This window comes from Tellurirhabdus rosea (assembly GCF_026278345.1).
Lineage (GTDB): Bacteria > Bacteroidota > Bacteroidia > Cytophagales > Spirosomataceae > Tellurirhabdus > Tellurirhabdus rosea.
The window spans coordinates 1102226-1121848 of the sequence record NZ_CP111085.1 but is presented as its reverse complement, the minus strand read 5'-3'; the positions used below and the strand labels follow the sequence as shown (position 1 = coordinate 1121848).

Sequence of the window (19623 nt, the reverse complement as noted above, 5' to 3'; positions counted from 1 at the left end):
AATACTTCAAAAGTTGAAATGAGGTTTTTCGGTATAAAAAAGCCCCTCCTTGCGGGAGGGGCCTGACTGATTGGCAAACGCTCGAATCACTTCAACCCAAACAGAGGCCGGATGAGCCGGAAGGGGCGAATGAGCAGCAGATAAATGCCGACGGAAGTGAGCAGGGAAAGCAGACTGACGGTCAGATAGCCGCCCAGAATACCCAGGTTCGCCCGGAGCAGGTAAAAGCCGATCGCGACGATAACGGTCTGATGCAGAATGTAAAAAGGATAGACCGCCTCGGTCAGATGGGGGAGGATAGGCCGGTTGACGTTCAGATACCGATGTCCGTACGCGACAGTGGCCAGCACCGAAAACCACATCAGGCAGTTTTCGTTGGCATCGTAAAGCAGGTTGGCCATCAGGTTTTCTTCCAGTTCGGGATACCGGTCGGCCAGGGCCCGCAGGGTGTACAGCAGAATGGTGCAGAAAAGGGTGGCAATCCCCAGAATCCGCCGCTGTTGGGTCAGCTCCCCGGCAAAGTTCGGGCGACTCACCAGCACATAGCCCGTCCAGAACAGGAGCAGATTGGCAACAAAATAAGCCCAGTCGTTGCGCAGGTCATGGGTTTCTTCGGGCCAGAAATGCCCCAGGGTCAGGTCGTTCACGATGAACAGCAGAACCAGAAGCATGACGCCTCCCGGCTGCCGCACCAGCCGCCCCACGCGGTCGACAAGCCGCTGGCCCGTGCCGGAGCGGATAAATTTGGCAAACGGAATCGTCAGCAGCGAATACAGGAACAGGTAGGCCACAAACCAGAGGTGGTGCCAGCTGAAAGCCCCGCCCGTGCCGCCGTCATGATAAGGCTCGAAGCCGAAGACGTTCGGATAAAAGTCAGCGTACGAACCCGAAAACCGTCCGCGGAACAGCCACTCGAAGTAAATCTGGGGCGGCACGATCACAAACATTCCAAAAACGAGCGGAATAAAGAGCCGCCTGAACCGCTCCCCGGCATAAGCGCCGTAGGTCCGCTTGCGGAGGGCGTAGTACGTACCGGCCCCGGAGATGAAAAAGAGCAGCGGCATCCGCCAGTGGTGCAGCCAGCGCATGACGTCTTCCAGCAGCGGGCTGGTTTCCCGGCTCTGGATGTGCCAGCCCCAGCTGACGTAGATCATGCCGGTATGGTAAAACAGGAGAATGACGATGGCGATGACCCGCAGCCAGTCGAGGTCGTAGCGGCGCGGCGAGGGGCCGGTCTGCGGTCCGGCGGCGGGGGTTTGTTGCAAAATCGGTTGCATGACGGTTGATCGTTGATTGAGCCAAAGATGGCCGGTCAGGCAGCCAAAATGGCCATTTCCCGATCAGGACGAAGTTCGTGCCGATGGGGGCGAAGCCGGAGAATCCCGAAACTGGGCCGGTGTCTGGCCGGTCAGCCGCTTAAAGGCCGTGTGAAACGCCGAGGTGGAATTGTAGCCGACCCGCCCGGCAATCTCATCGATCTTCAGTCCGGCCGTGGCCGGGTTTTGCAGCAGCTCCTGCGCCACCCGGACGCGGTAGGTCGCCAGCAGATCAAAAAAGCTTTGGTTCAGCCGGTCGTTCAGAAGCTGGGAGAGGTGGTGAGGCGTGGTGTTGAGGCGCTGCGCCAGTTTGGGCAGGGAGAGATCGGCTTCAAGGTACGGCCTTTCTTCCTCAAAAAGCTGGTTAAGTCGGGTCAGCAGGGCTTCTTCCAGTTCGTCCGGCAGCGCCGATTTCCCGTATTTCGGCCGGAGCGCACCGGGAGGGGTTTCTTCGGACCCGGCCGGAACGGGCGTCGGCGCTTCATCCCGGAAAAAATCCGAGCCGCTCATCACCAGCAGCGTCGTGGCGTAGATGGTGAAGGTAATGTAACACGCTAGCAGGTAGTCGCCCAGATCTTCCTTGAACTGCGGCTTCACCACCACGATCAGCACCGGAAACAGCACAAAGAACAAGGTCAGATTGCGCAGCTGGGCCAGCCGGTGGGGGAGCGCCCCCAGCAGCGGACGGCCTTCGTGTCGGACCGCCTGCGCAATGACCCACAGAGACCCGACGCTGTACAGCAGACAGCTCAGCAGCGTCATTTCGTTGATGTAATCCCGCAGGCCCGTAAAATCCGTGTCGTGGTACATCTTCCAGGGCAGAAATGGCATCTCCGGGTGGATCGACTCGATGTAGGAATTGTACTTGTACGTCAGCGGCTGGTGATGCCAACTGATGGAATTGAGCACCCAGATGCCGAACGGAATCAGGTGCAGGTACCAGAAACGGGGAGGCTCCCGGTGAATCCGGCTGTACACAAAAAGGAACAGCAGCGGCCCCGGCAGAAAGTTGAACGGCTCGGCAAAGTCCACGAGCCAGAGAACCCGGAAGGTGTAGTTGGTATAATCCAGAAAAATTTCCGCCACAATGGCCGCCTGGGCGAGCATGGCCCAGCCGATGCAGCGGTTGGCAATGACCCGACCTCGCTGGCCGCTCAGAAAAAAGATGCCCAGAAACAGGCCCTGGGCCACGCCGAGGAGCATGATGAGCGCAAACAGGTCAATGCGAAGGGGTAATGACGGCATAAGCGGCGGACAAATCAGAAGGGAAGTTACAAAAAAGACCCGCATGGCTTAAAAAACCGTACGGGTCCTGCAACTCTACAGTAAGAGACTTTGTGTACGTTGAAGGTTAAAGGTTGAAAGGTTAACGTGCTCTGCTCAACCGGGATGTGTAGAAAGGCGGAGCCACGTTAAACCTTAAACTTTCAACCTTAAACGACACTTATTTTATGTCCAGTTCAAACGGCATCCGGGCCTGTACGCCCTGCATGTTCTTCAGTTTCTTCAGATACTGGAGGTACGGAGCAAGGTCGCCGAGCTGGGCGGACAGGCGCGCTTCTTCATCCCCGCCCGTAAACTCTTTCATCAGTTCTTCAATGGCGTTTTTCTTTTCCGGTGTATACCGTACACGGTAATCGCCTTCTTTCAGCTTCGCGGCCTGGGCGGCCAGCTTAACGGCGTCTTCCAGGCCGCCGAGCTTATCGACCAGACCGTTGGCTTTGGCCTGTGAACCCGTCCAGACGCGGCCGGAGGCCAGTTTGCGCAGGCTGTCAACCGGCATTTTCCGGCCCTGAGCGGCTTTGGTCGTGAAGATCGCATAACCCCGTTCCACGCTCTGCTGCAGCACGCCTTTTTCGAAATCAGACATTTCGCGCGTCAGAGAGGGGAAATCGGCGTACTGGTTGGTCTCCACCCGGTCGTAGGTCATGCCCAGTTTATCCCGGAAAAAGCCTTCGGTGTTGAACAGCATCCCGAAAATGCCGATGGAACCCGTGATGGTGTTCGGCTGGGCCACGATCTGGTTACAGCCCATCGCCATGTAGTACCCGCCCGAGGCCGCGTAATCGGACATGGATGCAATGACCGGCTTGGCCTGACGGGCCAACTGGATTTCCCGCCACATCACGTCCGAAGCCAGCGCCGAACCGCCCGGGGAGTTGATGCGCAGCACAATCGCTTTCACTTTGTCGTCCAGACGGGCTTTGCGGATTTGCTCGGCTACCCGGTCGGAGGCAATGTTGTCGTCATCTTTGCCGGACACGATTTCGCCCTGCGTGATGATGACGGCAATGCGGTTTTTGAGGCTGCCCTCTTCGACGTATTTCTTCGCTTTCTCGTATTTACCGAGCGCGACAAAGTCAATTTTTTTCTTCTCTTCGATGCCCAGCTTCTTGCGCATGTCGCTTTCCACCTGGTCGTAATAGGCTACGTTGGTCACCAGTTTGGCTTTCAGGGCGTCGGCCGGGGTGCGGATGGTCAGGTCGTCGGCCAGCTTTTTGAGCGTGGCGGCGTCGAGGTTGCGGCTGGCGGCTACTTTCGCTATGAAATGGTCGTTCACCGAGTTCAGGAACGAAGCGGTTTGTTTCTTGCTGGCTTCGCTCATTTTGTCGAGAATGAACGGCTCCACGGCGCTTTTGAACTCACCGACCCGGAAGATGACGGGTTTGATGTTGAGCTTGTCGAGGGTGCCTTTGAAGAAGGTGTATTCGGCCTCCAGACCGTTCCATTCCAGCGCCCCGGCGGGGTTGAGGTAGATGTTATCCGCCGCCGAAGCGAGGTAGTAGCCTTTTTCGGTCATCACTTCGCCGTAGGCATACACAAATTTCTTCGACTTGCGGAATTCCAGCAGGGCGTTGCGGACCTCTTCGAGCGTGGCCCAGCCAGCCTGCGGGTATTCCGCCTGGAAGTAGATGCCCTTGATGTTGGGGTCGAGGGCGGCGTTGGCCAGTGCTTCCTTAAGCCCGATCAGGCCAATGACGTCGCCGGTCGAGTTGAACGGGCCAAACCCTTCAAACGGATTTTCCACGCCTACTTCCTGAATCGGATTGTTCAGGTTCAGCTTGAGGACGGATTTTTCCTTCACGGCCGTCTCATTGTCGGACGCTGCTCCAATGGCCGAAATAATTCCGACAAAGAGGAAGAACGAAACGACACTGAACAGCAGAAGCCCGACGATCGTAGCGAGTACGTATTTAAAAAATTGACGCATTTATTGTTTCCGTTTCTATTGCTTAGGTTACACAAAGAACAAAAATAAAAAAGGGACTATTCCAGTCCCTAAAAAAAATGTCGAAAGAAAGTTGAAGGCGGATGAAAGGTGAAAAAGTCGGTAAGTCAGAAAGTCGTAAGTGGTCCGCCGCTGCGGTGGCTCCGCCAGGTTAGGAAACGGCGGAGCCACCGCAGCGGCGGACCGCTTACGACTTTCTGACTTACAACTTACAACTTTTTTTACAAACTCATCGTCGCCTGGGCGCGTACCAGATGCCAGTAGTCTTCCACCGAGCGGCGGATCACTTCGTGGGCCTCCTCGCGGCCGTATACGTTCGTGATTTCGCAGGTCATGGGTTCGCCGGGCAGGTTTTTGTACGTCAGGAAGTAGTGCTGCAGACGCATCACCACCGACTTCGGCAGTTCTTTCAGGTCGCGGTAAACCGAGTACATGGCGTCGCCTTTCAGGACGGCGATGATTTTGTCGTCGGCTTCTCCTTTGTCGAGCAGGCGGAATCCCCCGATGGGGATGGCCTGCAGGATGATGTTTCCGTGCGTGATGGCGTGTTCGCTCAGGACGCAGATGTCCAGCGGGTCACCATCGCCTTTTTCAATCTCACGGCCAGACCGTTCGCGGGCCAGCGAGGCCACTTCTTCATCGCAGTACGTCTGCGGAACAAAGCCGTAAAGAGCCGGAACGATGTTGGAATACTTCTGGGGGCGGTCGATTTTCAGGTAGCCTGTCTCCTTGTCCACTTCGTATTTTACCGTATCCGTCGGTACAATTTCAATAAAGGCGGTCACCAGATCCGGTGCGTTTTCGCCAATGGGAATCCCATGCCAGGGATGTGCTTTAAATTGTTGATTCATAACCAATTAGAATTGACTGAATGATTGAATGACTGAGTGACTGATCTGCGGAGCGCCATTCAATCATTCGGTCATTCAATCAATCAGTCATTATACATTAAGCCCTTCGAAGCCGATTTTTTCGGCAATCAATAAATCGTTCGTCTTATTACCAGACGACTGCCTGATTAGCAACTCTCCCAAAAAGCCCGCCAAAAATAACTGAACGCCAAGAATTATCGCGACTAAAGCGAGAAAAAACAGCGGATTATCCGTCACGTTTCGGTATTTGAGCCGGTTGGCAATGTTGTAAATTTTTTCGCCAATCAGGAAAACGGTAATCAGCGAACCGACGAAAAAGGAAAGCGTACCAAAGCTACCGAAAAAATGCATGGGACGCTTGCCAAACTTATGCACGAACGTAATCACGAGCAGATCGAGGAAGCCGTTGATAAACCGTTCGAGTCCAAACTTGGTCGTGCCGTACTTGCGGGCCTGGTGCTGCACGGCTTTTTCGCCGATTTTCCGGAAGCCGTTCCAGTTGGCCACGACCGGAATGTAGCGGTGCATTTCGCCGTAAAGCGTCAGACTTTTGACCACCCGCTGCCGATAGGACTTCAGGCCGCAGTTGAAGTCGTGCAGGTGAACGCCGGAAATCCAGCGGGTCGCGGCATTGAAAAGCTTGGTGGGCAGCGTTTTGCTGGGCGGGTCGTAGCGTTTCTGCTTCCAGCCCGAAACGAGGTCGTATTTTTCCTCCACAATCAGCCGGTACAATTCCGGAATTTCGTCCGGGCTGTCCTGCAGATCGGCGTCCATCGTGATGACGACCTTACCCCGGCAGGCCTGAAAGCCCGTTTGCAGGGCGGCCGTTTTGCCATTATTCCGGTTGAACCGGATCCCGCGCACCTGCGGATTCCGCTCGGCCAACTGCGTAATCACCTCCCAGGAATTGTCCGTACTGCCGTCGTCGATAAACAGGATTTCGTACGAAAACCGGTTTTCGGTCACCACGCGAACAATCCAGTCGTGAAGTTCGGGCAGCGACTCATCTTCGTTCAGCAGGGGGATAATTATGGAAAGTTGCAGAGTGTCGGTCATATTCACCGCAAAGTTCGGAAGTATTTCAGAATATCAGATAATACGCACCTAATAAACGACGAAAAGGTTCGGTATAGGTACGGTTATCGGTTTCATAAATTGCCAGTTCTTCGGTTGCGGCAGGTAGGTTCGCAAAGGAAAAGCCGCAGATGTGCCGAAAAACCGGTTTCTGGGCGTGATGCCGGAGCCGTAGTTCCCGAAAGATGGACAGACCCCGTCCGGCCGCTTCGGCTACCAGCCGTTCCATCTCAAACGGCGGCAGCAGGACCCAGAGCTGCCCGTCCGGCTTCAGCAGGCGCCCTGCCGCCTCCAGCAGTTCCGAAAACGGAAGCTCGTCGTTGTGCAGTGCCCGGGCTACCTGACGGTCCGGGGAGCGGAGGTGGGCCGTGTAAAACGGCGGATTGGTAAGGATGCGGTCGTAAGGAGCCGCCGAGTCGTACGCCTGAATCCGGCCGTGGTGGACACGCACCCGGTCGGCAAACGGACTGGCCGCCACGTTTTCGAGCGCCTGCCCGAACGCCGCTTCGTCCACTTCCACGGCATCGACGACCGCCTGCGGGTTGCGCTGGGCGGCCATCAGCGCCAGCAGACCCGTGCCCGTGCCGATGTCCAGCACGCGCTGCCCCGCGACGTCCGCGTAGGCGCCGAGCGTACAGGCATCCGTGCAGACTTTCATCGCCGCCCGCTCCTGCCGGATGGTGAATTGCTTGAAACGAAACAAAACCTAATTTTAGTTAAGAGTTAATAGTTAAGAGTTAAAAGTAAGTGCTGCCCCTCGACCAGCGGACCTTACTATTACACCCTTAACTTGTAAGTTCGTTCCGCCGGGCTACTTTCGGCCGAAGTCGGCGGGATTTTCGCCCCAGTGCTCGGTTTCCCACTTCAGGATGCGGTTCGGGTAGGTGTTGCTCTGGAGCCAGGTTTCCGCGCGTTCGAGCAGTTTGAAGAGCTCGGCATTGCGGGGCGTTTCCTCCAGTTTAGTATTCGCTTTTTTCTTCTGAACCCAGCCGATGGCCGTGCGGGAGTCCGAGTAGATGGGCATGGTGCTGCCGCGCTGCTTCAGCCAGGCCAGCGCGTGGACAATGGCCAGAAATTCGCCGATGTTGTTGGTGCCGTCGGGAAACGGGCCCTGGTGAAACAGCAGTTGTTTGTTGCCCGTGTACACGCCCTGGTATTCCATGTCGCCGGAGGCGGTGTTCCAGGCGGCATCGACCGAGACGCTGTCGGTATCGGGCTTGCCCACAAAGCCGAGTTTGCCCTGCGGAGCCGGTTTCTGGGTGGCGCCGATGTGCAAATGAGGCTTTTCCCGGAAGGCTTTGACGGCCGCCGCCTTCGAATCAAACGACTTGTACAGCGCCCCGGCATAGCCCTGAATCTGCTGCTGGCATTCGGCCCACGAATCGTAAACGCCGGGCTGGTGGCCTTTCCAGACGGTATAATATTTCGGCGACTTCGCCATAAAGAGGAATCGGAATTTTTGGCAAAAATAGGAGATTGCTCCCGACTTTTCTGCTTTTACGGCCACCGGCGGCGGATGGCTTGTCCGCCGGACCCGAAGCAGTTGTGAATGTTGTCCAAAAAGAGTTGCTTGCTCCCGAAAACGAACTGCTGACGTGACCGAACTCCGACAAACCCCGGTTTCCGATCCTGATCCTGGCAAAGCCGGTCAGCCGGGCGGAGGCGTGCCGGAGCGGAGCGGGGCGGCTTCGGGCCGGTCGCGGTCGGGGCTGATTCAGACGGTGAACGAATACGGCAAGCGGCTTTTTGGCTTCATCCGCAACCGGGTCAGGAGCGAAGAGGACGCCGAGGACATCTTGCAGGACGTCTGGTTTCAGCTCAGCAGCGTGGTCGATCTGGAGCAGATTGAGCAGATGGGAGCCTGGCTGTTCCGGGTGGCCCGCAACAAAATCACCGACCGGTACCGCAAACAGACCACCGAGTCGCTCGAAGACCTCGCTTACGAGGACGACGAAGGCGAACTGAATTTCAAGGACATCCTGCTCTCCGAAGACGCCACGCCCGAGACGGAGTTTGTGCGCGAGGCGTTCTGGCAGGAACTGATGACCGCCCTGAACGAACTGCCGCCCGAACAGCGCGACGTTTTTATCTGGAACGAACTGGAGGACCAGACCTTTCAGGAAATTGCCGACCGAACCGGCGAGAATCCGAAAACCCTCATCTCCCGAAAACGATACGCGGTACAGGCCCTGCGAAAACGGCTGGATGCGCTCTACCGGGATTTTATGAATTACTGAACCGACCGTCACACATGAAACGATTTTCTTTTTTTCTGCTGATTGGGGCGGCGGCCCTCCTGGCTCTGGGCGGGGCCGTCATGCTGCTCTGGAACGCGGTCCTGCCGGAAGTGCTGGGCGTGAAGGCCCTCAATTACGGGCAGGCGCTCGGACTGCTGGTGCTGGCGCGGATTCTGTTCGGCGGATTTCGGGGCGGGCCGCCCCGGGGACGGAAGCCGCCTTTTGCCGATCCGGAGATGCGCCAGAAATGGATGAAGATGAACCCCGACGAGCGGGCGCGCTTTCGGGAGGAATGGAAAAAGCGCTGCGCGTCGCCGCCGGATGCGACCGATACCAAGCCCTGAGCCACTGATTTTCAGTGGCTTTTTCTTTTTGCGAAAAATAAGTTGAAAAAAAATCGATTCGGCTTAAAGTATTTCGCCCGCTCATCCGTCTGCCCCTCTGTAAGTCGGTTATCCGCAAAAAAGCGGAGGCCGATTTACAGGAATCATGTTTAACCAAGCAATAAATACTAAACACAAAAGCCATGATTATTTTTTGGATTCTTGGCGGCATTGCCGTCTTTCTGCTGCTCACCTTCGTCGTGATGCGCCTCTGGAACTGGCTGGTTCCCGCGCTGTTCAAAGGGCCGGTGATCCAATTCAGACACGCCCTGGGGCTGGTGGTTCTGAGCAAACTGCTGTTCGGCGGCTTCGGGCGGCCGGGCTTCGGAGGCCCCGGATTCGCGGGTCGGTTCTACGGCCCCGGACCTTACCCGAACCGGATGTGGAATGACTCCACCGACCACTGGCGCAAACGCAGCCCGTTTGCTCCCTTCGCCCCTCCCGAATCCGAGAAGAAAACGACCGTTCAGGCGGCCATCTAAACGCACTTTCAAAAACCGTCAATCAATAACCAGTCAAACACAGAAAACACCATGAGACGCCGCTTTCGATTTTTGTTTTTCCTCATTCCCATCGCTTTTCTTTCGCTCGGCAGTCTGGCCGTGATGGGCCTCTGGAACTGGCTGATGCCCGCCCTCTTCAGCGTAGGAACCGTCACCTTTTGGCAGGCCGCTGCCCTGCTGATTCTGGGCCGTCTGCTGCTGGGCGGCTACGGCCGACCGGGTTACGGCCGATCGGGATTCAGAGGCCGTTTTTGGAGCCGACGATTTGCGTATGCCGATCCGGGAGAAGCCATGCGGACCCGGTGGGAAAACCTGACGCCGGAACAACAAGCCCGGTTCGCCGCCCGCTGCGGCTGGAAAAGGAATGATTGAATTTTGAATGATTGATAGGTTGAATGGATTGATTGGTCGAATGAATGATAGGTTGCCTAAGCGCAAAATGCCGTTCCCCAGATTTAGTCAGTTGCCTATCAATTCCCCTATCACTCATTTCCACCATCAACCTATCAATCATTCAAAATTCAACCATTCAAAATTCAATCAATCAATAATTCAAAGTCTTATGCATTCAAAAACAGTAAGTTATGGTCCCGGCTGTGGCGGGGGCCGTATGCGGGACCGCCATTTCGGGTATTATCGAAATTTCGGTAATCATTATGGCAGACGCCCGTTTCAGGTTCCGGTGAATATTGAGGAAACACCAGACACCTTTGACGTGTATGTGGCGGCTCCGGGCCGGGCAAAAGAGGCTTTCGGGATTTCGGTTCAGGACGATGTGCTGACTATTTCGTTTCAGCCGGTTGAAAACGAAGCCGAACCGCCCCGGAACTGGCGGCAGCGCGAATTTGCCAAGGCGCCGTTCGAGCGAAGCTTTTTCCTCAACGGCAAAGTAGACTCCGCCGGCATAACTGCCACCTATCAGGACGGCATTCTGCACGTGACCCTGCCCAAGTCTCCGGCGGCCAACGAACCACCGCAGCAAATAACGATCGCCTGACCCGATACGGAAGCCTCGCGCGAGGCTTCCGTTTTTGTTTTATTCGATTGCCGGATTGACCTGCACCTGGAATCTGAGAAAAGTTGGAAAATTTCGGGACAAAGCGGATGCACATTTCGTTACTTTGCTGTACGGATTTTCCCACTGTATGAATACAACGCAATCGGTAGAAGAGTCACTCATTTCGGGCCGGACGCCCCTGCGGAGTCTGGCGTCCCGTTGGAAAGCGGCCTGTTCATCCGGCTTTTCGGCGGCCCTCTGGCGGCTTCCCAACCAGTCGTTCCGGGAATTGCTGGTCGATACGTCCGGCCGGGTCGAAACGGCAAGAATGGATTTTGACGAGTTGCCGCCCGGCTTTGCCGTGAGCCCTTTTTTCAATCCCGACAATCAGCATACGCTTTTTCTGAATGCCGATCTGTACTGGCGCTTTGCCGAAGACGGCGAAATTGAGGCGGAAATTTTCCGTCAGTCGTCCGACCATCCGGCCGTGCGTCGCTTCCTTGCGGAGATTGGCGACGGGCAAATGGAGCCGCCGGTCTCCTTTGACGTTTCACCGCTGCTGAACGGGCAGGCCCAGGAGCAGTACGAAAAGATGGTCGAACGGGCCATCCGGCACATCAGCCGGGGCGAGATGCGCAAGGTGGTGCTTTCGCGGACCAAAACCGTGGATTTTGCCGACTTTCCGGACGTGCTTACCCTTTTCGACCGGCTTTGCCACGCTTACCCGACCGCTTTCGTTTCGGCCGTGTACCTGCCCGATCGCCAGCAGATCTGGCTCGGGGCCACGCCCGAACGTCTGGTCAGCCAGGATGCGTCCGGTCTTTTCCGGACGGTCGCGCTGGCGGGCACACAGTCGGCCTTTGATTCGGAAGGGCAGCCCAAACGCACCGGCGATGCCCAGTGGACCGAAAAGGAAATTGAAGAGCAGGCGCTGGTGTGCCGGTACATCATCAGTTGCTTCAAGAAAATTCGCCTGCGGGAGTATACCGAAGAAGGCCCGCGGACGGTTGTAGCCGGAAACCTGATGCACCTGCGCACGGATTTTTCGGTGAATACGCAGGATGTTAATTTTCCGCAACTGGCGACCGTGATGCTGCAGCTTCTGCACCCGACCTCCGCCGTATGCGGTATGCCCAAGGAAACGGCGACCGACTTTATCCTGCAACAGGAGGGCTACGACCGTGAACTATACAGCGGTTATCTCGGCCCGGTTAATATCGCTTCCACCGGCAACGGCCCGGACACCAATCTGTTTGTCAACCTCCGCTGTATGAAGCTGGAGGGCAAAAAAGGCACCCTCTACGCCGGAGCCGGTATCACCGAAGACTCCGTTCCCGCCCGGGAATGGCGGGAAACCGAACTCAAATGCCAGACCCTACTGGGAATTATGAATTAAAAATCAAGAGTTAAAAGTAGGCTCCGCTTGCCAGAATCCTGGTTCAGCGGAGCCTACTTTTAACTCTTAACTCATAACTCTTAACTTTTAACTCCTACTCCTGTCCTTCTGCCGGTTCGTTCGGGTTCAGGTGTTCTTCGGTTTGGCGCGTGCCGCGGGAGCTGCTGGCGGAGGAATCGGTTTCGCTGTCGGGAGCGGTGCCGTCCGGCCCTTTGAAATCTTCCTGGTTCTGTTCGTTTGTTTCTCTTTCGGGATTCATGCGTGTGGTGTTAAGTTAAACCGTATCGTCGTCTTCATTCGCGAGATCTTCGTCTTCAGCAAGAGTGTCGTCTTCATCATCGAGGGCGTCTTCGTCGTCCAGAACTGCGTCGTCTTCCAGATCGTCATCCATGTTTTCGGAGCCGCCATAGCCGCCGGTACTCATTCGGCCGGGGTAATCAGCATCGTCGTCGGATGATTCCATGTTGCGAGCGGCCGCCGTAGTCGAAAAATCCAGGTCCGAGGCCAACTGTCCGTTGGTGCTCATGATGTCATCATTCTGCATGATGCTGCCGTTTCGGTTTTCCATAGTGTTTGCGCTGAGCATAGTGATTTGATTGCTTAAACCGGGCAAACGGCGGAAAGTTTTTGAAGTCTGTCTGGCGGGAAACATTTTGAACAACGGGCGGCCAAAGTCCGCAGAAGTCCGCCGTTTTCCGGATTCCATTCTCCTTTCACTAAATCAATTGCGGAAAATTGACGGCGGGAAGTTTATATTTGATGTAAACCTTAAAATAGTATCATGTATCAATACAAAAAGGCAGGATTCGCCCTGTTTGCGTGTGCGGGAGCCTTGCTGGCGTCCTGTAAATCATCGGATGTCGCACCCGTCAAAGAGCCTGACCAATACAAGTATACGTACAGCAAATTGACCGGCGGGCAGTCCGGTGGCGTCGATGGGAACCTGGCCGAAGCTCGATTCAACAAACCAACCGCGCTCGCTCTGGATGCCCAGGATAACCTGTACGTCCTCGACAAAGGCAATTACGCCATCCGGGTTATAAGCAAACAGGGCGTCGTCAGTACGCTGAAAACCAGCGCCGGCAAGAAAGTGGACATCAATTCACAGAGCGGAAGTCTGGTGGTGGCCAAAGACGGAACCATCTACCTGGCCGAGTACACCAGCGTCGCCAAAATCAGCAAGGACGGCGTCAAGACCACGTTGTGCGGAACAATCACCGGCACCAGCCCCGACGGATACAAGGACGATGTGGGCGAGAAGGCCCGGTTCCGGACGCTCAGCGGCATTGCTCTTTTTGGCGAGGATTTGCTGGTGGCCGACAAGTTCAACCACGTCATCCGCAAGATCAAACTGGACGGTACTGTGACCACCTTTGCAGGCATTGCCAACAAAAGCGGCTATCTGGATGGCAGCGTGGACAAAGCGACGCTGTACTACCCGACCCGGATTGCCGCGGACGCGGCCAAAAACGTCTACATCAGCGAAGATTTTGGCAATACCATCCGGCAGGTTACGCCCGACGGCCAGGTGAAAATCTTCGCCGGCAGCGGGGCGGCAGGCGGCAGCGACGGCACGGGTAAGGCCGCATCGTTCAGCCTGCCGACGGGCATCTGGTCTACGCCGAAAGGGTATCTGATTGTGGCGGATGTGGTCAACAGCAGCATCCGGCTAGTATCGCCCAAAGGCGTCGTTACGACACTGTACAAAGGAAAATACGGCATTGATGCGCTGAACGACGTGGCGGTCGATTCAAAAAGCAATATCTATTTCACCGAACCGGGAAGCCATACCATTAGTAAGTTAACGGCTGAATGAAAATCTGTTTAAAGTTTAGGGTTTATGGTTTATAGTTGCTTCGCCGAATCTGGAGCCTGCGGAGCAACTATAAACCATAAGCCCTAAACTTTAAACCCTAAACTAATTCACAACTGGTTCTTAATGGATTCAATGGCCTGCATTTCCTCCTCCGAAAGCTTGATGGTGGCCGAGGCCGTATTTTCCTCCAGGTGACTCACAGTCGAGGTGCCCGGAATCGGCAGCATTACAGGCGAGTGCTGGAGCAGCCACGCCAGCGCAATCTGGTGAACGGTGGCGTTGTGCGTCTGGGCGATGCCCTGTAACGTTTCGTTTTCCAGCACCCCCGCCGAAAGCGGATACCAGGGCAGAAACGCGATGTTCTGCTGTTCGCAGATGTCCAGAACGCCTTCCCAGACCCGGTCCAGGAGATTGTAGCGGTTCTGCACCGAAACCACCTCAAAATACTGCTGCGCCTGCTGCAACTGCTGTTCGTCCACCTCCGAAACACCCAGGTGGCGGATCAGACCTTTCTGCTGCATTTCTTTCAGAAAGCCCAATGTTTCATCCGCCGGAACCTTGGAGTCGAAGCGGTGGAGCTGGTAGAGGTCGATCCGGTCGAGCTTCAGGCGGCGAAGGCTGCCTTCCAGGGCTTCCTGCAAATGCTTCGGGCTCGAATCGACCGGCCACTGGTTCGGGCCGGTGCGGAGCAGACCGCCTTTGGTGCCAATGATCAGGTCGGAAGGGTAGGGATGAAGGGCTTCGGCGATCAGCTCTTCCGAAATGTGTGGTCCGTACGAGTCGGCGGTGTCAATGAAGTTGATGCCGAGGTCTACTGAACGTTTCAGAACGCGGATGGCTTCGGCTTTGTCTTTGGGCGGTCCCCAGATGCCGTTGCCGGTGATGCGCATGGCACCGTACCCCATGCGATTGACGGTCATGTCGCCGAGCGTAATCGTGCCGGCAGCGGTGGCCGGACGGGATTGTGTTTGCATAAATTGTGTGGTAAGGATGTTCGGCGGGGTAACGCAGCCAGGCGGGGCGTTGGTTCAGGAAACCGGAATTCTTATTTAACCGGTAAAAAGAAATGGCATATCTCCGAGATATGCCATTTCTTTTTACCGGTCTGGATCGATGGAAGAAGCGGTCGTCGTACCCGTAGGCACAACCGCCGGAATGGTTTTCTCGTCGGGTTGTACCGGCCGCAGTCCGGGGTTTGGTTTTTCCGCGGGCTTCCCAAACAGGGTGTTGAACGAACGGGTGTACTGCACGCTCATGCCGCCGCCCGTGGTGAAGGTCCCCACGCCGGTCGAAACAATCGACCCGAGCAGGTTCATCTGGTTGCGGTTGTACATTTTCAGCTTCAGCCGCCCGTCCTGCGTTACCCAGTATTCAAGTGTCCATTCGCCGAGCAGACTGGCCGTGTTGGTCTGGTTGTTTCCGTAGGTAAAACCACCGTCGCGGCTGATGCGGAAGCGGTCGTTGAAGCGGTACGACAGCCGGACCTGCAGGTTGTTGACCATATTCTGATCCAGCCCCAGGCCATTGAGCGACAGGCCCACATCCAGGTTCTTGTTGATGGTAGAAGCCAGTCGGCTAAGCTGGTTGGACAGCAGTTCGCTCAGGCTGTTGGTTACCCCCACACCGATGCCGCCGCCCGAGGCGTTCGGATCGAAAAATCCGCCGTCCGGAGGAAGTAACTGGCTGAAAAGGAGAATGCTGCTGACCTGTCGGCCCAGTTCCTGATCGTTGCTCTTGATGCGGGATTCAAAGGCCGTTACCTGCTGGCGGAACTCCGGCAGCTGCGGGTATTCCCTGACCTTCAGATCGTAGGTGATTTCGGGCTTCAGCAGGCGGCCTTTCAGGTCGATGAGCAGGTCCACGGGGTAGCGGCGGTTCTGGTCAACGGCGTTCAGCTGACTGGTCGAGCCCTGAAAAAGCGGACGGAGCGAGGCGTACTGCGTGTAAGCCGTCTTCACGTCCACCATCGCTTCGTACGGGTCGCCGGTCCAGGTAATGCGGCTGTCGGGCAGCATCTGGAACTTCTTGTTGATGACGTTCTCGAACGTAAAGGTGTATTCCCCCCGCTGAATTTCGTACGTCCCCGTCATCGTGAAGTCGCCTTTGGTGTCGATCCGCATCGCAATCTGGCCGCTGCCGTTGGCCTTGATGATGTCGCCGGTCTGCCGGTCCAGCTGAATTTCGCAGTAGGCATCCGGCGTGATGCTCAGGTTGAAATCCATGTTGATGCCCGACAGATCAACCTGCGGTTCGTTTGGCGGCGTCGTGACGCCGGGTGTCGCCACGCCGGGGGAAGTACGGGCGGTTACATTGGGGGTGGCCGCGCTGGGCTTGGTGTTGATGAAACGGATTACGTCTTCGTCCGTGACGGTGGCGGCCTGGTCGAGTGGAATGAAGATGCGCGTGCCGCGATTGCTGGCCACATCGGCGCGGATGTTAAGGTTGTCAATCGGGCCGTAGAGGTTGACTTTTCCGGTCGCCACGGCGGTGCCGTAAAACAGGTCGTTGTCCTTGGCCGTCGTGTTCAGAATCCGGAAATTGTTCATGTCGGCCGTCAGGTCGAGCACAAAGTAGCGGTAATCGGGGAAGAAGACCCCGCCGCGCAGCGTTGCCTTGTTGCCTTCCGGGTCGGTCAGCACCATGCGCTGGGTCCGGATTTCGTTTTCCTCGAAATAAATCTTGTCGGCAAACGTCATGTCGGCCTTCAGGTAATCGATCCGCAGCCGCCCGTCTTTTACGTCAACGGTTCCTTTCAGTTCCGGGCTGTTGAGGTTGCCGGTCACGTCCACGGTGCCCGTAGCGGTTCCGTTCAGGTTCGAAATATAGCCTTTGGCAAACGGCTCAAGCAGCCGCAGACTGGCCCCGTTCAGCCGCGCTTTCAGGTCGAGCGGACTTTCGGCGGACTGGCCGGGGTCGTACGCGCCCGTAACGGTCAGCACGTCGCGGCGGTCACGGCTCACCCGGGTGTCGATCAGCACGCCCCGCGAAGGGTCAAGGGTACTGCGGTTGAAGAGGTTGCCGATGAGGTAATTCTGGTATTTCAGGGAGTCGATCTGCAGCGAGCCGTCGAACAGTTTTAAGCCGTACAGGTCGCGCAGGGAAGCTTCACCGTTGGCGGTGCCCGAAATGCTCGTGTTCAGAACCGGATTCAGCGATTGCAGCAGGAAATTGCGGGCCTCAACTTTCAGCACCTGCGAGGTGTCCGACGAGACCCTTCCGTTGGCGGCAATGAGCTGGCTATGGTTGGAGAGGCTCAGGTTCCGGATGGTTACGTCGTTGCCGACCACACGGATCAGGTTGTCGGGAGCGACGCGCCACAGGCTGTCCAGCAGGCGGAACCGGGAGTTGCGTAGTTCGATGTCCATGGCATCCCCTTTGAACGTCAGGGAGCCGTTCAGGTTCGCGCGGTTGGTGCTGTTGACTTGTTTGAGACTGCTCGTAAAATCAATGTGATTGATGTCCCAGGATGCTTCCGCATCGAGCTGTTCGGTCGGAGCCAGGCCGCCGAGTTGTTGCCGTTTGGAGTTCAGAATCAGCGCGGCAATAACTTCCGGCGAATTGACAAACTTGGAAGTCGTCAAGTCGAGCGAACTTTTGTAGAACGAATAATCGCCGATGCGCAGGGTGTCCACAAAGCCATTGACCGAAATCAGCGAAGTCCGGTCGATGGTGAACCGGCCGAATAGCTGCGTGTTCGGGGAGATGTACAGGCTCGGGGCCAGAAAAGCCGTCAGCGGCTGCATATTCTTCAGCAGCAGGGCGTAATCGATGCTGTAAGGGGCGCCGGTAGACGGGCGTTTGCGGCGGTAATAAGCGGCCATGCCGGCGGCGTCCCCGGCAAAATTGAGCCGGTATTCCTGCGCCAGCCGCTGAATGTCGTCAATGGCCTGCGTAATCTGGTAATTGCCCAGCAGCGTGCCCCGCATGATGTCCGATTCAATGGTCAGCGAACGTTCCCGGCCTTCCAGTTCGGAATGCATTACGAGCGTGTCCAGCACGAGGCTGCGGCGGCCCAGCGTCAGGTAGCTGTTGTAAAAACGGGCCGAACCGACCAGTTCGTCGAGCCGGTTGCCGGTCAGCTGCGCGTTCAGGTCGGAGTGAATGACCAGCGAATCGCCGGAGAGGTTGAGCGCCAGCAGGTCAGCCCGGCGCACGATGCCGCGCAGGTCGAAGAAGTTTTTCTGCCCCCGCAGGTTGAATTCTCCGTCCAGGTTCACATTCAGGTTGGTATCCCGGACGCTGATCTGCCCGTCGAAGTATTTCTGTTGCAGATTGCCCCGCACGATGAGGTTCCGGTAATTGTACTGCCGGAAGCCGAGGCGATTAATGCGGGCGTCGATGTCGAGCTGGGCCGTGTTGATGGCCAGCCCGCGGCCGTTGAAGCGGGCCGTGCCGTCTACCCGCTGCACCTGCTCCGACTGGTCGAAAAGGGTTCCCGCGTCGAAATTCGAAACGCGCAGGTTGCCGCGGTAGGTGGTGCCGTTGTCGCCGTCCATCTTCAGGGCAAAATCCCCGGCCACGCCGCCCAGCGCCGTATTGAACGTTCCCACGGTGCGGAAATCCAGGAAGCGCCCGGCAAACGTCGCGTTGAAGCGCAGTTCCTGCAACTTGCCCATCATCCGGTCAAAAGCCGGGTCCGAGTAGTAGGGCCTGAGGTCCGAAAGCTGGACCGACGACGGGCCAAACCGGAAATCGACCAGCGGGTCCGTGCTCGGGAGGCCCTTAAACGCCAGATCGCCGACGAGCCGACTGTTCCGGCCGAAACGAATGTCCGCTTTGGTGGTCCGAAAATTCCGGACCGTCCCGGCATAGTCCAGCGTCGCCCGGGCGACGTCGTAATTTTTCTCGAAATAATCCGTAAACGGCACCAGATCCTGCGCCCGGATGGTAGCGTTCCGCAGGTTGATGCGCATGACGACCTTGTCGTTGAAGGCGCCGAACTCCGAAAAACTGTTGTAGTCAAAAATGATCCGGTTGCGGACCGTCGAGCCGTTGATGCTGGCGTACAGTTCGTCGAGCCGCATCTGTTTGGCGCAGTAAAGGAAGCGCGTATCCAGCCGGTTGATCTTCAGCTGCGCTTTTTTGTCCACCCCTTTCAGGCGGTTGATGTCCATCCGGATGGTATCGCCCAGGAGCAGAAAGTCCCGGAGTCCGGCATTCAGGTTGTTGACCGTGAAGTGGTTGTAATCAAAGACCCGCCGCCCCCGCATGCGGCCCGTCCGGTTGTCGTCGTACGAAAGTTTGCCGTCGATGAGGGTGGCCTTGCCGATGGTGAACGGAATGTTCTGGTTCGGAATGGAAGGTTTGGTGGTGTCGCGCAGCAGTTCGTTGATGCGGGCGAGGAAGTCGTCGAAGTTCAGATCCCCCGTTTTGGCACTTTTGACCAGCTTCACGTCGGGCCGGTAGAGCAGGACTTCATCGAGGTGAATGTTGGTGGCCGAACTATCGATCAGGTTTTTGAGGTCGAAATTCACTTCAATCCGCCCCACATCGACCATCGGATTCAGGTCCCGGTTGCGGATGCTGACACCTTCCAGACTGACCGTATCGAACCAGCGAATGGCGACCTTCCGGACATCGACCGGAAACTGCAGTTTGGCCGAGATTTTTTTGGCCGCGTACTGGACGATCTTTGTCTGCACCGACGGCATTTGCAGCCCAATTACCAGACTTCCGAGGACCAGCACCAGCACGAGGACCGTGTAGAGCAGGGTTTTCAGAAGTATGGTGAAGAATGAGCGCATTTATGAATGAATAACGAAAAATGAATAATGAACGATTAATCGATTTGGGGTCGGGC

Annotated in this window: 18 protein-coding genes; 7 read left to right on the top strand and 11 right to left on the bottom strand. The window is 56.6% G+C overall.

Features of this window, described 5'->3' with window-relative positions; genetic code table 11:
* Positions 1-86: 86 nt before the first annotated feature.
* From ORG26_RS04645 to ORG26_RS04615, 7 genes are all read right to left on the bottom strand, one after another.
* On the bottom strand, positions 87-1277 hold the full coding sequence (locus ORG26_RS04645; RefSeq protein WP_266367362.1) for an acyltransferase family protein: 1191 nt from the start codon (positions 1275-1277) through the stop codon (positions 87-89).
* A gap of 63 nt (positions 1278-1340) precedes the next feature.
* Positions 1341-2561, bottom strand: coding sequence for a helix-turn-helix domain-containing protein (locus ORG26_RS04640; protein WP_266367361.1), 1221 nt, complete (start codon positions 2559-2561; stop codon positions 1341-1343).
* 199 nt (positions 2562-2760) lie between these two features.
* Positions 2761-4527 carry a signal peptide peptidase SppA gene (gene sppA, locus ORG26_RS04635; protein WP_266367360.1) on the bottom strand — a complete coding sequence of 589 codons (1767 nt, stop codon included), beginning with the start codon at positions 4525-4527 and terminating at the stop codon, positions 2761-2763.
* Between the two features lie 239 nt (positions 4528-4766).
* A complete protein-coding gene (locus tag ORG26_RS04630) occupies positions 4767-5396 on the bottom strand; it encodes an inorganic pyrophosphatase (protein WP_266367359.1) in 630 nt (209 codons plus the stop codon).
* A 90-nt stretch (positions 5397-5486) separates the two neighbouring features.
* Positions 5487-6473, bottom strand: coding sequence for a glycosyltransferase family 2 protein (locus ORG26_RS04625; RefSeq protein ID WP_266367358.1), 987 nt, complete (start codon positions 6471-6473; stop codon positions 5487-5489).
* Positions 6474-6498: 25 nt separating this feature from the next.
* Positions 6499-7149, bottom strand: a complete 651-nt coding sequence (locus ORG26_RS04620) for a tRNA1(Val) (adenine(37)-N6)-methyltransferase (RefSeq protein ID WP_266369315.1) — start codon at positions 7147-7149, stop codon at positions 6499-6501.
* Positions 7150-7302: 153 nt separating this feature from the next.
* On the bottom strand, positions 7303-7932 hold the full coding sequence (locus tag ORG26_RS04615; protein ID WP_266367357.1) for a ribonuclease H family protein: 630 nt from the start codon (positions 7930-7932) through the stop codon (positions 7303-7305).
* 268 nt (positions 7933-8200) lie between these two features.
* Here ORG26_RS04615 and ORG26_RS04610 point away from each other — a divergent pair, with 268 nt between their 5' ends.
* The 6 genes from ORG26_RS04610 (at position 8201) to ORG26_RS04585 (ending at position 12007) form a co-directional block, all read left to right on the top strand.
* Positions 8201-8728 carry an RNA polymerase sigma factor gene (locus ORG26_RS04610; RefSeq protein WP_407704824.1) on the top strand — a complete coding sequence of 176 codons (528 nt, stop codon included), beginning with the start codon at positions 8201-8203 and terminating at the stop codon, positions 8726-8728.
* Between the two features lie 14 nt (positions 8729-8742).
* A complete protein-coding gene (locus tag ORG26_RS04605) occupies positions 8743-9072 on the top strand; it encodes a hypothetical protein (RefSeq protein ID WP_266367356.1) in 330 nt (109 codons plus the stop codon).
* A 182-nt stretch (positions 9073-9254) separates the two neighbouring features.
* Complete coding sequence (locus ORG26_RS04600; RefSeq protein WP_266367355.1) at positions 9255-9593, top strand: hypothetical protein; 339 nt, start codon at positions 9255-9257, stop codon at positions 9591-9593.
* A 51-nt stretch (positions 9594-9644) separates the two neighbouring features.
* Positions 9645-9986, top strand: coding sequence for a hypothetical protein (locus ORG26_RS04595; protein ID WP_266367354.1), 342 nt, complete (start codon positions 9645-9647; stop codon positions 9984-9986).
* Between the two features lie 310 nt (positions 9987-10296).
* The gene (locus ORG26_RS04590; protein ID WP_266367353.1) at positions 10297-10611 is read left to right on the top strand and encodes an Hsp20/alpha crystallin family protein; all 315 of its coding nucleotides are present in this window, start codon (positions 10297-10299) and stop codon (positions 10609-10611) included.
* A gap of 148 nt (positions 10612-10759) precedes the next feature.
* Positions 10760-12007 carry a chorismate-binding protein gene (locus ORG26_RS04585; protein WP_266367352.1) on the top strand — a complete coding sequence of 416 codons (1248 nt, stop codon included), beginning with the start codon at positions 10760-10762 and terminating at the stop codon, positions 12005-12007.
* Between the two features lie 94 nt (positions 12008-12101).
* Here ORG26_RS04585 and ORG26_RS04580 read toward each other — a convergent pair whose 3' ends face one another.
* The gene (locus ORG26_RS04580; protein WP_266367351.1) at positions 12102-12266 is read right to left on the bottom strand and encodes a hypothetical protein; all 165 of its coding nucleotides are present in this window, start codon (positions 12264-12266) and stop codon (positions 12102-12104) included.
* 15 nt (positions 12267-12281) lie between these two features.
* A complete protein-coding gene (locus ORG26_RS04575; protein WP_266367350.1) occupies positions 12282-12713 on the bottom strand; it encodes a hypothetical protein in 432 nt (143 codons plus the stop codon).
* Between the two features lie 75 nt (positions 12714-12788).
* Between ORG26_RS04575 and ORG26_RS04570 the strand changes: the two genes are divergently transcribed.
* Entirely contained in the window at positions 12789-13823 is a 1035-nt protein-coding gene (locus tag ORG26_RS04570; protein WP_266367349.1) for an NHL repeat-containing protein, read from the top strand.
* 107 nt (positions 13824-13930) lie between these two features.
* On the opposite strand, the gene ORG26_RS04565 is transcribed toward ORG26_RS04570, so the two are convergent.
* Together ORG26_RS04565 and ORG26_RS04560 are read right to left on the bottom strand one after the other, a co-directional pair.
* Entirely contained in the window at positions 13931-14797 is an 867-nt protein-coding gene (locus tag ORG26_RS04565; RefSeq protein WP_266367348.1) for an aldo/keto reductase, read from the bottom strand.
* A 123-nt stretch (positions 14798-14920) separates the two neighbouring features.
* A complete protein-coding gene (locus ORG26_RS04560; RefSeq protein ID WP_266367347.1) occupies positions 14921-19567 on the bottom strand; it encodes a translocation/assembly module TamB domain-containing protein in 4647 nt (1548 codons plus the stop codon).
* Between the last annotated feature and the right edge of the window lie 56 nt (positions 19568-19623).